The 12543-nt window shown below is 63.7% G+C and carries 9 protein-coding genes; 3 read left to right on the top strand and 6 right to left on the bottom strand.

Going from position 1 to position 12543, the window contains the following annotated elements; genetic code table 11:
• Positions 1 to 257 precede the first annotated feature (257 nt).
• Complete coding sequence (locus tag ACZYGA_RS09125; RefSeq protein WP_084209425.1) at positions 258 to 3101, top strand: valine--tRNA ligase; 2844 nt, start codon at positions 258 to 260, stop codon at positions 3099 to 3101.
• 97 nt (positions 3102 to 3198) lie between these two features.
• Here the strand turns inward: ACZYGA_RS09125 and ACZYGA_RS09120 are convergent, their stop codons facing one another.
• Positions 3199 to 3720 (bottom strand): META domain-containing protein, encoded by a 522-nt coding sequence (locus tag ACZYGA_RS09120; RefSeq protein WP_479398964.1) that lies wholly within the window; start codon positions 3718 to 3720, stop codon positions 3199 to 3201.
• Between the two features lie 314 nt (positions 3721 to 4034).
• On the opposite strand from ACZYGA_RS09120, the gene ACZYGA_RS09115 reads away from it, so the two are divergent.
• Positions 4035 to 4745 (top strand): phosphatase PAP2 family protein, encoded by a 711-nt coding sequence (locus ACZYGA_RS09115; RefSeq protein WP_479398963.1) that lies wholly within the window; start codon positions 4035 to 4037, stop codon positions 4743 to 4745.
• Positions 4746 to 4777: 32 nt separating this feature from the next.
• Here ACZYGA_RS09115 and ACZYGA_RS09110 read toward each other — a convergent pair whose 3' ends face one another.
• From ACZYGA_RS09110 to ACZYGA_RS09095, 4 genes are all read right to left on the bottom strand, one after another.
• On the bottom strand, positions 4778 to 5950 hold the full coding sequence (locus ACZYGA_RS09110) for a GGDEF domain-containing protein (RefSeq protein ID WP_479398961.1): 1173 nt from the start codon (positions 5948 to 5950) through the stop codon (positions 4778 to 4780).
• 302 nt (positions 5951 to 6252) lie between these two features.
• Positions 6253 to 6693: a VOC family protein gene (locus ACZYGA_RS09105; RefSeq protein ID WP_479398959.1), complete on the bottom strand. Its 441-nt coding sequence runs from the start codon at positions 6691 to 6693 to the stop codon at positions 6253 to 6255.
• Positions 6694 to 6868: 175 nt separating this feature from the next.
• The gene (locus ACZYGA_RS09100) at positions 6869 to 9256 is read right to left on the bottom strand and encodes an FdhF/YdeP family oxidoreductase (protein ID WP_371861101.1); all 2388 of its coding nucleotides are present in this window, start codon (positions 9254 to 9256) and stop codon (positions 6869 to 6871) included.
• 69 nt (positions 9257 to 9325) lie between these two features.
• On the bottom strand, positions 9326 to 10102 hold the full coding sequence (locus tag ACZYGA_RS09095) for a formate dehydrogenase accessory sulfurtransferase FdhD (protein WP_479398957.1): 777 nt from the start codon (positions 10100 to 10102) through the stop codon (positions 9326 to 9328).
• Between the two features lie 314 nt (positions 10103 to 10416).
• Here ACZYGA_RS09095 and trhO point away from each other — a divergent pair, with 314 nt between their 5' ends.
• Positions 10417 to 11490, top strand: a complete 1074-nt coding sequence (gene trhO / locus ACZYGA_RS09090) for an oxygen-dependent tRNA uridine(34) hydroxylase TrhO (RefSeq protein WP_084209430.1) — start codon at positions 10417 to 10419, stop codon at positions 11488 to 11490.
• A 74-nt stretch (positions 11491 to 11564) separates the two neighbouring features.
• Here trhO and ACZYGA_RS09085 read toward each other — a convergent pair whose 3' ends face one another.
• Positions 11565 to 12452, bottom strand: coding sequence for a LysR family transcriptional regulator (locus ACZYGA_RS09085; protein ID WP_077378700.1), 888 nt, complete (start codon positions 12450 to 12452; stop codon positions 11565 to 11567).
• Positions 12453 to 12543: the final 91 nt, after the last annotated feature.

Genomic DNA, 12543 nt, shown 5'->3' with positions numbered 1-12543 from the left:
CGCGAGCAGGATCAGGAGGGAGACTCCGAGGCGAGGCACCTCGGCGTCAGCAGGTTGCGACAGGATACGGCATCATTGCGTGGATGTTGCCTGCTTTGTGAAACCGTCCCCTTGGCGAGGGCCACAAGAGCCTGCACGCCAAGACCGAATGACGCCTGACATCAGCGGCGCTATAATCGAGCCCATTTTCTGCCTGCGCTGCCCCGCTCACTGAGCCGGCGCGGGACGTCCCGCCCAACCGGATCATTTGCAGACCCATGGACAAGACCTACCAACCGAACGCCATCGAGACGCGCTGGTACGAGCGCTGGGAATCCGAGAATCGCTTTGCGCCGTCAGGCCAGGGCGAGAGCTTCTCACTGGTCATCCCGCCGCCCAACGTCACCGGCTCCCTGCACATGGGCCATGCCTTCCAGGATTCCATCATGGACACCTTGGTGCGCTGGCGTCGCATGCAGGGTCGCAACACCCTGTGGCAGGTAGGCACCGACCACGCCGGCATCGCCACGCAGATGCTGGTGGAGCGCAAGGTCGCCGCCGAAGAAGGCAAGACGCGTCATGATCTGGGTCGCGAAGCCTTCACCGACAAGATCTGGGAGTGGAAGGAAGAGTCCGGCGGCAACATCACGCGTCAGCTGCGTCGCATGGGCACCAGCATCGACTGGAGCCGCGAGCGCTTCACCATGGACGATGGCTTCTACAAGGCCGTGCAGGAAGTCTTCGTGCGCCTGCACAAGGAAGACCTCATCTACCGTGGCAAGCGTCTGGTCAACTGGGACCCGACCCTGCACACCGCGATCTCCGATCTCGAAGTCGAGAACCGTGATCAGCAAGGCAGCTTCTGGCACTTCCGCTATCCGCTCGCCGATGGCGTCAAGACCGCCGATGGCAAGGACTACGTCGTCGTCGCCACCACGCGCCCGGAAACCCTGCTGGGTGACACCGGCGTGGCCGTCAATCCCAAGGATGAGCGCTACGCAAGCCTGGTCGGCAAGTTCATCGAACTACCGCTGGTCGGCCGTCGCATCCCCATCGTCGCCGATGAACACGCCGACATGGAAAAGGGCTCCGGTTGCGTCAAGATCACTCCGGCACACGACTTCAATGACTACGAAGTCGGCAAGCGTCAGGGCCATCTGCTGATCAACGTGATGAGCCAGGATGCCACCATCCTGGAGCGCGCCGAGATCTACGACCTGCAGGGACGTCCGCAGCCCCAGGAAGATGCCAGCCTGCCGGCCGCCTACGCTGGCCTGGATCGCTTCGTCGCGCGCGAGAAGCTGGTCGCCGACATGGACGCGCTGGGTCTGCTGGAGCAGGTCGAGACCATCAACAACACCCTGCCCCACGGTGACCGCTCCGGCGACGTCATCGAGCCGCTGCTGACGGACCAGTGGTTCGTGGCCGTCGAGGAGCTGGCACGCCCGGCCATCGAGGCGGTCGAGAACGGCGACATCGAGTTCGTGCCCAAGAACTACGAGAACATGTACTTCGCGTGGATGCGTGACCTGCAGGACTGGTGCATCTCGCGTCAGCTGTGGTGGGGCCACCGCATTCCGGCCTGGTATGACAACGACGGCAACGTCTATGTCGGCCGCAACGAGGAAGAAGTCCGCGCCGAGAACCAGCTGGGTGCCGACATCGAACTGCGTCAGGACGAAGACGTCCTCGACACCTGGTTCAGCTCTGCGCTGTGGACCTTCGGCACCCTCGGCTGGCCGGCGGACACCGAAGAACTCAAGACCTTCCACTCCACCGACGTGCTGGTCACCGGCTTCGACATCATCTTCTTCTGGGTGGCGCGGATGATCATGTTCACCCTGAAGTTCAAGGGTGAAGTGCCGTTCCGCAAGGTCTACGTGCATGGTCTGGTGCGTGACAGCCTCGGCCAGAAGATGTCCAAGTCCAAGGGCAACGTGCTCGACCCCATCGACCTGATCGACGGCATCGGCCTGGATGAGCTGGTCGAGAAGCGTACCGGCAACATGATGCAGCCCAAGAAGGCCAAGGCGATCGCCAAGGCCACGCGCAACGAGTTCCCGGAAGGCATCGAGCCCCACGGTACCGATGCGCTGCGCTACACCCTGCTGTCACTGGCTTCCACCGGGCGTGACGTGAAGTTCGACATGGGCCGTCTCGATGGCTATCGCAACTTCTGCAACAAGCTGTGGAATGCGGCGCGCTACGTGCTGATGAATGCCGAGGACCAGGATTGCGGCGTCAACGGCGAAGCCGTCGAGCTGTCACTGGCCGATCGCTGGATCATCGCGCGCCTGCAGCAGACCGAGCAGCAGGTCACCCGCGCGCTGGAAGAGTTCCGCTTCGACCACGCCTCCCAGGCGCTCTATGAGTTCATCTGGAACGAGTACTGCGACTGGTATCTGGAGCTGTCCAAGCCGGTGTTGTGGGACGAGAACGCCAGCGCGGAAGCCAAGCGCGGCACGCGTCGCACCCTGGTGCGCGCGCTCGAGACCATCCTGCGCCTGATCCACCCGATGATGCCGTTCATCTCCGAGGAGATCTGGCAGCGCATCGCGCCTCACGCCGGCAAGCCGGTGGAAGGCGAGAGCATCATGAGCCAGGCGTGGCCGCAGGCCGACGCCGAGCGGATCGATGAGCAGGCCATCCGTGACATCGAGTGGCTCAAGGGCATCATCATCGCGGTGCGCAATATCCGCAACGAGCTGAACCTGTCCCCGGGCAAGCCGCTGGAGGTCTACCTGCAGAACGGGGCCGACGGCGACGCCGAGCGTCTGGAAGCCAATCGTCTGTTCCTGTCCAAGCTGGCCCGTCTGGAAAGCATCACCTTCCTGGCGGCGGGCGATGAAGCGCCGATGTCCGCCATCCAGCGCGTCGGTGAGCTGGAAGTGCTGGTGCCGATGGCCGGCCTGATCGACAAGGATGCCGAGCTCAAGCGCATCGACAAGGAACACGAGAAGCAGCAGAAGGTCATCACCGGTCTCGAGAACAAGCTCGGCAACGAGAAGTTCGTCGGTCGCGCACCGGCCGATGTGGTCGAGAAGGAGCGCGCCAAGCTGGCCGATGCCCAGGCGGAGCTTGCACTGCTGGAAAGTCAGCGCGCCAAGATCGAAGCGCTGTAAGCCACGCTCGTCTTGATCGCAGGCAAAAGCCCCCGGCACCGAAAGGTGCCGGGGGCTTTCTTCATTCCGGGCATGTCACGGGAGTCGGCGCAGGCGCTCAGTCGTCGCTGGCCGCGACGGGCATGAAGGTCGCCAGCAGGTAGCCGGTGTCATCCATCACCCGCAGGCGAGCGCTCTCGCCTCTGCCGACGATCTGATAGCGAGCCACCTCCTCCAGCATGCGATTGAAGGCATTGGACTGCTCCGGATTGGGGCACATCTTCATGGTCGAGGCCAGCGGACCGATCTCCAGGGTCTGGCGAGACTCATCCAGTACCACCGGCCCCATCAGACGATTGCAGCCATTGCTGCCCACCAGGCGCAGGCGGTCATCCTCTTCATCCGCCAGCTGCTCCGGTGTCGGGGCCTGCAACAGGAAATTGGGCGCCTCACCGGTCTCCTCGGTCTTCGAGAAGCTCCAGGGGGTACCGACCAGCGCAGGGCTCGCTCTGCCGGCACCGCTCCCGCCGCCCTGCCCGGCGTCCGTCGCACCTGAGTGACTGACCGCGCAGCCGGCCAGCAGGGAAGTCGCGATCGCCAGCGAAGTGGCAAGTGATAGACGGCGCAAGATGACGCTCATGAAGAGATCCCCCGTGATGAGCCTGCCTCGATGTCAGGCATTGATGAAACGATCGGGCGCGAGCATGCAGACCCGTCGCACAAACCACAAGCCCCTTGATGCCCTGCGCCATCCCGGTCCCGACAGACCGACTGGCTTGCGAGACGATAGCCCGCCAGATCGCGTCTGACGCAACGATGCTTCTCTCCTGGAACATTCGAAAACAGTGTTTCTTGAAGAGCCTTTGAAATTACCATACGCCGTGAAGGCAGCGATAGGGATCGCTTGCTGATGCTTGATGATACCTCGCACCATCTGCACCAGGAGGGACGGAGATGCTGACCAGACGACTACTGGCACTCAATGCCACAGGATTCGCCTTGCTGATCAGCTGGTGGGTACCGGCACTGGATTTCTGGCCCGATCTGGACGGCCGGGTATTCTGGGCATTCAATCACCTCATCTCGCCACTCAATCCGCACTGGGATACCCTGCTGGGGCTTCTCAACACGCGGTTCTTCGATGCTGCGGCCTTCGGCCTGATGGGTGTCCTGTTCTGCTGGGCGATGCTTGAGGATTCGCGCCCCGACCGCTACCGGCGCTGGACCAGCCTCGGCATCACCATGTTGCTGACCGCCGGTATCATCTCGCTGTTCGTGCTGCGCGCCATCAGCTACGGCCATGCCAGTCCGACTCGCGTCTTCCAGCACGCACAGCATCTCTCCGACCTGGTGTCCTTCAAGACCAAGGACTCGGCCTCGAACAGCTTCCCGGGGGATCACGGCTTGATGCTGATGGTCTTCGCCAGTTACATGTGGGCCTTCGCCCCACGACGCATCGCGCTGTGGAGTCTGGCATTCGTGGTGATATTGAGTGCCCCACGCATCATGGTGGGTGCCCATTGGTTCAGTGATGTCTATCTGGGCTCGCTCAGCATTGCACTGATCATTCTGCCCTGGGTGCTGTGTACGCCCGTGGCGCGCCGTCTGGCGAGAGCCATCGAGCGCTGCCTGTCAGGCCTTGGCCGGCACACGCTCGAGAACTGAAGAGCGACTCGAGAGCGCAAGACAGCCTCGAATCATCCCACGAGTGTCCTGTCGGCAAAGTGCCCATGTTCTGCCGGGGGCTCACCCTGATCCCCCTGGCGCGCCGTCTCAGGGGCAGCCAAGAGGCTGCATGACTCGCCTTCCCTTTCCTGCTGCCGCTCACCCCCCGCTACCACCCGGTCGCGCCCCTGATGCTTGGCGTGGTACAGGCGACGATCCGCCAGCTGCAGCAGGTCATCCAGTGATTCACACTCATGACTGACGGCGACCCCTATCGAGACGGTGACCGGCACGGCGCTTCCCGCAAACTGTGGCGGCGAGCTGGCCAGCAGGGAACGTATCCGTCCCGCCACGGAAATCGCCTCGCCGCGCCCGCTGCGCGGCAACAGCACCAGAAACTCCTCACCACCGATACGCCCTGCTCTATCCCCCTGGCGCAGTGTGGCATTGAGCAGGCGCCCGATCTGTCTCAGGGCCTCATCACCTGCCGCATGCCCCCGCAGATCATTGATCTGCTTGAAGTGATCCACATCCATCATCAATACCGAGCAGGGCACGGCGTCCTGCCACCATTTTTCCGCCTGGCGCAGGGTCTGGCGCCGATTGAACAGCCCGGCCAGCTCATCGCGACTGGCATCCTGGCGGTACTGGCGTTCGAAGTGTTCGGTGAGTGCCAGCATGCGCCACAGGAAGGTGACCATCAGCATGAAGACGGCAAACAGGTTGAATGACTGCATGATCCAGACAGGGATGAAGCCATCGGAAACATGCTGAGAGGCCACCATCAGCGACAGCACTGCAGCGACGAAGAGAGACAGCGTGCTGATGACACGCACCTTGCCTGACAGGGGAGCAAGATGGATACCGGCCATCACGATGAAGAAGTAATATTCGTAGCCGGCGGCATTGCCGAAGCAGTAGGAGGCAAGCCAGGTCATCAACGTCAGACTGCCCAATACCAGCACCAGGGCCATCAGCATGTGATGCTGACGATGCAACAGCACTCCCAGCAGCCCCACCAGCACCATGATGCCGCTGGCGAACGCCAGTCGTGGTGCCTTGAGCACCATGAAGACAGGCAGCCAGGCCACATAAAGGCCCAGCACCATCAGATAGACCCACAGATAGGCATGATAGAAACGGCGATGCTCGACAGCGAGCAGACGCGGTTCTTGACGCAACCAGGCACGAGCAACACTCAACATCAGGCAGTCCTTGCCATTCGGCAGTCATCACGTGGGCGAAACTCTCATGACACGAACACGGCCAGCGCGCGACAGGGGGAGTGTCATGGAGCCTGCACCTGTCTGGACGGCAGGGGTAGCCCTGCACAACACCAGAAAGCCACCGCATGACGTGTCATGTCTCATGCGGCGAGCATTATTGTTCTGATCACAGCATAAGCCCAAATGCCGGTTCCGCCAGCCCCGCACCGGCATTGCGTCACCATTGTGCGACGCTTGCCCGCGCCTGAGCGCTGTCGGGCATCGCGACCCCGGCGTGAGCGTTACCAGCTGCCGGTATTGGCCATCGAGACCCACGGTTCCTGCGGCGCAAGGGATTCGCCGGCCTGCAGCAACTCCAGCGAGATGCCATCCGGGCTCTTCACGAACGCCATGTGGCCGTCACGCGGTGGGCGATTGAGGGTCACGCCATTGTCCATCAGATGCTGACAGGTGGCGTAGATGTCCTCGACACGATAGGCCAGATGGCCGAAGTTGCGCCCGCCTTCATAGTCTTCCGGGTCCCAGTTATGGGTCAGTTCCAGCATCGGCGCCTGCATCTCACGGGCACGTTCGGCATCCTGCGGGGCTGCCAGGAAGATCAGCGTGAAGCGGCCCTTCTCGGAATCCTTGCGCGAGATCTCGACCATGCCGAGCAGGTCACGGAAGAAATGCAGTGAAGCGTCGACATCACGGATACGCAGCATGGTGTGCAGATATTGCATGGATCACTCTCTTGAACGATGGATGAGCCGGCACTGAAGACGGGAAAGGACGTACGCCGAGCGAAGCGGGCTCGGCGTACGGGAATATTCTAGACACACGACTGCCGCGCGACGAGTCTCCTCGCCACGCGGCAATGTGGTGATGCTTGCATCCTACTGCTGGCGCCTCGCACCGTCAGGCGATGCGTGAACTGCGCTCCAGCCGCACGGGGACCGCCTTGGAGGCAGGTGTGCCGGTATCGCTGCCATGGCTTTCCAATGCGACCAGCACATTGGTTTCCGGATAATAGGCACCGATGCAACCGGCCGGGATATCGTATTCCACCAGCTTGAACTGAGGCGCACGCCGCTCACTGCCATCCGGGCGCGGCTCACCGACCATGTCGACCCAGTCACCATCGGCCAGCCCCAGGCGGGCAAGGTCCTGCGCATTGATGAAGACCACTCGTCGCTGACCCGACACGCCACGATAGCGGTCGTTGTAGCCATAGACGGTGGTGTTGTACTGGTCATGGCTACGCATGGTCTGCAGGGTCAACCAGCCTTCCCGACGCGCGAGCTGCTGATGCAGCACGGACCCCGGCAGCGCCGCCGCCGAGAACTCCGCCTGGCCACTGGTGGTGGGGAAGCGCAGCTCACGCACCGGATTGGCGAGATGGAAACCGCGCTTGTGGGCCAGACGGGCATTGAAATCGGCAAAGCCGGGAATCACCGCCGCGATCTCGTCGCGGATGAGATCATAGTTCTCGCTCAGCGCCTCCCAGTTGACCGGGTCACTCACGCCGCGCCGTGGCAGCACCCGGGCAAGCGTGGCGCGCGCGATACCCGCGATGATGCCGGGTTCCGAGCGCAGCTCGTCACTGGCCGGCGCCTTGATGCCAGCGCTTGAGTGCACCATCGACATCGAGTCCTCGACGCTGATGTGCTGGGAGGCCACCTGTGCGGAGCGGTCGATCTCGCTGCGCCCCAGACACGGCAGAATCAGCGCTTGCGTCGTCTTGCCGATCACCAGATGACTGCGGTTGAGCTTGGTGCTGATCTGGACGTTGAGCTTGAGGTTGCGCATGGCCGCCTCGGTGCGCTCGCTGTCCGGCGTGGCGCGCGTGAAGTTGCCGCCCAGCGCGATGAAGGTCTTCGCCCTGCCCTGTTCCAGCGCCGCCAGACTCTCCACGGTGTTGAAGCCCTGGCCACGCGGCATGCTCACGCCATAGCGGGCTTCGAGTGCATCGATCAACGCGGCCGGCGCCTTCTCGTCGATGCCCATGGTGCGGTCTCCCTGGACATTGGAATGTCCGCGAACGGGGCAGGCACCGGCACCGGGACGCCCGAAATGGCCCCCGAGCAGCAGCAGATTGACGATCTCCCGCACGCTGTCCACGGCGTGCAGATGTTGCGTGATGCCCATCGCCCAGGTGCAGATGACGTTGTCGGCCCCGGCGAAGATCATCGCGGCCTCCTCGAGCTGCGCACGGGTCAGCCCGGACTGATCCTCGAGCGTGGCCCAGTCCGTCGCCTCGACCACGTCCTGCCAGGCCGTCGCTCCCCGCGTGTGGCGCTCGATGAAGGAAGCAGCGCGCGTGAATTCGCCGCGCGCCTCCATGGCGAAGAGTGCCTTGGCCATGCCCCGCACCGCCGCCATGTCACCTCCCATCCGCGGCTGGTAATAACGATGGCTGATGGGCTGACTGGAGAGGGTCATCATCTCCAGCGGCGACTGCGGGTCGGCGAAGCGCTCCAGCCCCCGTTCACGCAACGGATTGAAGCTGACGATGCGCGCCCCACGTCGAGAGGCACGTCGCAGGTCCCCCAGCATGCGGGGATGGTTGGTGCCGGGGTTCTGACCGAACACGAAGATGGCATCTGCGTGCTCGAAATCCTCCAGCAGTACCGTGCCCTTGCCGACACCGAGGCTCGCCTTCATGCCGACGCCACTGGCCTCATGACACATGTTGGAGCAGTCGGGGAAGTTGTTGGTGCCGAACAGACGCACGAACAGCTGATACAGATAGGCCGCCTCGTTGCTGGCGCGTCCGGAGGTATAGAACAGCGCCTCATCCGGTGACGTCAGCGCATCGAGGTGCTCGGCGATGATCGCGAAGGCCGCCTCCCAGCTGATCGGCTCATAGCGGTCACTGGCCGCGTCATAGCGCATCGGTTCGGTCAGGCGGCCCTGATCCTCGAGCATGAAGTCGTCCCAGCCCAGCAGCTCCGTGACGGTGTGCTGAGCGAAGAAGCGCGGCGTGACACGCTTGGCGGTCACTTCCCAGGCCACTGCCTTGGCGCCGTTCTCGCAGAATTCGAAGGAGGAGCCGTGCTCCGGATCGCCCCAGGCGCAGCCAGGGCAGTCAAAGCCCTTGTCCTGATTGGCCTTGAGCAGGGAGCGCACGCTCTTCCATGGCGCCCTGGAGTGACTGACATGCTGACCGACACTCTTGAGCGCCCCCCAGCCGCCCGCCGGACCGGAGTAGGCAGCGATGCGGGGATGGCGCGTCATCCTCTCATCCTCACGTGGCAGGCGAGCCGATGCGTGCTCAGGCGTCTCGGGGGCGGCAATATCAGTCATGTCAGGGTCCACAGGCAAAAGGGGAAGGCGGGAAAGGATCAGACAGGCGTGAGTACGCGCCAGGGGCCGTCAGTCGGCCTGACCACTGAGCAACTCGAGTCGACGCCCGCGATGGGCACAGATCAGGTTGAGATCACAGGCACGCGCGGTCTCCACCGCCAGGCGTGAAGGCACGGCAAGGGTGGCAAGCGTCGGAATGCGGGCACGGATGGTCTTCTGGACCAGCTCCAGACTGCTGCGACTGGAGACCAGCAGCGCCTCGGGCCAGACGCCGCTGTCGAGACTCATGCCGATCACGCGGTCCAGCGCATTGTGGCGACCGATATCGGCCCCCTGCGAGATCAGGCCGCCCTCGGCGTCCAGCCCCAGCGCCAGGTGCATGCCGCGCCGTGTTGCGCGCTCCAGGCGCTCCAGCCCACGCATCAACGCCTCAGGTGAGAGCGCTGCCCGTGGCGGCAGGCGTGTCAGGCCAGCCATCAGCTCGGCCTCATCCTGCACGCCGCAGGCGCCACAGCTGGACACGCTGCTCTCGCGCCGCTGATGGTGCTCGGCCTTGCGCGCCAGCGACTCGCTGACATCCAGACGCACCGCCAGCCCATGGCGCAGCCGCGAGAGATGGATGGCGGTGACCTCCTCACGCCGCGTGATCCAGCCTGCGGTGAAGGCGTGCCCCAGCGCCAGTGGCTCCAGCGCCTCGGGGCTCGCCAGCAGCGTGCCCATCGGGATCTCATTGAGCACCAGACTCACGGGTAGCTCGGAGGGCCCATCCAGCTCTCGCAAGGGCCGCTCACGCGCATCCTGATAACGCAGTCCCTCGGTCGCTGCTTGATAGAGTGAATCACTCATTCCGACACCCCGTTGTGCGCGACATCACTGTGCAGATTCGCGAATGTACGCAAGCCGTCATGGCGATACGATAGCGTCATCATCGATCGCTCACCAATTGAACTCGCCCGTACCTTGATAGACACCATCAATGAAATTGCCAGCATGAGGCACCCCTTGATCCCGCGCAGGAAATTCGTGCGCGAGTCACGTAAAATATGCCGCCGAACCACGAAGGCTCGCCTGGACGACGCGGCACTCACGCGCTGTCGCACGCCTTCCCTTCTGATCATCCTGCTCCGGATTTACGTTCCGGCCCGCATGAGGACTCCTGCATGACCGATACCCCCACGACCGTCGCACCGGCTGCCGACACCGCTCGTCCCAGCCCGCTGGCGCCGCAGCATGTCGTCTGCGCGCTCTACAAGTTCGTCACCCTCGAGGACTTCGAGGCGCTGCGCGAACCGCTGCTGGCAGTGATGGACGAGCATGGCATCCGCGGCACCCTGCTGCTGGCACGCGAGGGCATCAATGGCACCGTCTCCGGCTCTCGCGCCGGCATCGATGCCCTGCTGGCCTGGCTGACGGCAGACCCGCGCCTGGCGGAACTGGATACCAAGCAGTCTCTGGCAGAGCAATCCCCCTTCCTGCGAGCCAAGGTCAAGCTCAAGCGCGAGATCGTCACCATGGGCGTGGAAGGGATCGACCCGCGCCATACCGTCGGTACCTACGTGGAGCCGAAGGACTGGAACGCGCTGATCTCCGACCCTGACGTGCTGCTGATCGACACCCGCAACGACTATGAAGTGGAAGTGGGGACCTTCAAGGGTGCCGTCAACCCGAACACGGCCGCTTTCCGTGATTTCCCGGACTATGTCTCCCGTGAGCTGGACCCGCAGCAGCACCGCAAGGTGGCGATGTTCTGCACCGGAGGCATTCGCTGCGAGAAATCCACCGCCTATCTGAAGGAGCAGGGGTTTGAGGAGGTCTATCACCTCAAGGGCGGCATTCTGAAGTATCTGGAAGAGGTGCCCCAGGAAGAGACGCTGTGGCAGGGCGAATGTTTCGTGTTCGATGACCGTGTCACCGTCGACCACAAGTTGCGCCCCGGGCAGTTCGACCAATGTCACGCCTGCCGTCTGCCGATCACGCAAGCGGACAAGCAGAGCGATAAGTACCAGAAGGGTGTCAGCTGCCCGCGCTGCTACGACAAGCTCAGCGATGCCCAGAAGGCACGCTTTGCCGAGCGCGAGAATCAGATTCGTCTCGCCGAGCAACGGGGTGAGGCGCACCTGGGCAAGGACGCGCTCGCCCAGATGCAGGCGCGTCGTGACGCCAAGCAGCGTCAGCGCGAAGCGGCTCGTCTGGCCGCGCTCAAGGCGCAGACCCAGGATGCCGACAAGGGCTGACCCCCACCTCGTGCGTGGCTGAAGACTGATCAAGACACCCCGTTTTCACGGGGTGTCTTGCGTTGCCCCCTCCATCATCCGTCCACGTCTGCCGACCGAGGGAGCGAGCGCAACAGCTCCAGCACGGCATTCAGCCGACGGCTATGCTGTTGGCCGCTACGCCACAGCAGCCCCACCGTCTCGCCCTCCCCGGGCAGGCGTCGCGCCACCAGCCCCGTACCGAGACGCGAGTCGGCAAGGTGTTCCGCCAGCACGCTCACCCCCAGGCCCGCCTCCAGCATCACGCCCAGCGCCGCGATGGAGTTGGCTTCCAGCAACGGCGACGGCTGATGGTTCAGCTGAGCCAGTTGCTGATTGAGCCGGCGTCGCTGCTGCATCTCCGGCGTCAGCAGCACCAGCGGATACTCCCGCAGACACTCCCATGCGGGTGTCTCGGGCAGCAGGAAATGCGCCTGACTGGCAATCAGCGCCGAATGCTCCTGATAGAGCGGTCGGCAGGCGAAGCCGCTCATGGCGGGGGCCGCCGGATAGCCGACCGCGAGATCCAGCTCACCATCCTCCAGCCCCTGAGCCAGCGAAGAGGTGGACAGCTCCCGCATGCGCAGGGAGAGCTGGGGAAAGGCCTCACGCAGACGCGGCAGGAATTCCCCCACCGCCGCCAGCGCGGACGGCACGACACCCAGCGTCAGCCGACCGGTCAGCACGGCCTCGGGTGACAGATCTCCCTTGAGCTCATCCAGCTCGGCGATGATGCGCCGCGCATGCGTCAGCACCCGCTCCCCCTCCGGCGTGAAGCCTTCGAAACGATGCCCTCTGAGAATCAGCGCCGTGCCCAGCTCCTCCTCGAGCTGCTTGAGACGCGCCGAGAGCGTCGGCTGGGTGACATGGCAGACTCGCGCCGCCCGTCCGAAATGGCGTTCATTGGCCAGCGCGACCAGAAAGCCCAACTGCCGATGATCCATGACGGGGTCCTTGCAAGGGGGAGAGTAGAGAAAGTGAATGGCACGCAGAGCAGATGCACGCGACGACGGAAGGCCGGACACGACGACGCCC

This window comes from Cobetia sp. BL01 (assembly GCF_056493605.1).
This window is presented reverse-complemented; position numbering and strand designations above follow the sequence as displayed.

Excerpts from the sequence above, each read along its gene's own strand:
- ACZYGA_RS09085 (WP_077378700.1), bottom strand. The coding sequence starts at position 12,452 with ATGGATCATCGGCAGTTGGGCTTTCTGGTCGCGCTGGCCAATGAACGC.
- ACZYGA_RS09120 (WP_479398964.1), bottom strand. The coding sequence starts at position 3,720 with ATGAGCGTCATCTTGCGCCGTCTATCACTTGCCACTTCGCTGGCGATC.
- trhO (WP_084209430.1), top strand. The coding sequence starts at position 10,417 with ATGACCGATACCCCCACGACCGTCGCACCGGCTGCCGACACCGCTCGT.
- ACZYGA_RS09100 (WP_371861101.1), bottom strand. The coding sequence starts at position 9,256 with ATGACTGATATTGCCGCCCCCGAGACGCCTGAGCACGCATCGGCTCGC.
- ACZYGA_RS09125 (WP_084209425.1), top strand. The coding sequence starts at position 258 with ATGGACAAGACCTACCAACCGAACGCCATCGAGACGCGCTGGTACGAG.
- ACZYGA_RS09110 (WP_479398961.1), bottom strand. The coding sequence starts at position 5,950 with ATGTTGAGTGTTGCTCGTGCCTGGTTGCGTCAAGAACCGCGTCTGCTC.
- ACZYGA_RS09105 (WP_479398959.1), bottom strand. The coding sequence starts at position 6,693 with ATGCAATATCTGCACACCATGCTGCGTATCCGTGATGTCGACGCTTCA.
- ACZYGA_RS09095 (WP_479398957.1), bottom strand. The coding sequence starts at position 10,102 with ATGAGTGATTCACTCTATCAAGCAGCGACCGAGGGACTGCGTTATCAG.
- ACZYGA_RS09115 (WP_479398963.1), top strand. The coding sequence starts at position 4,035 with ATGCTGACCAGACGACTACTGGCACTCAATGCCACAGGATTCGCCTTG.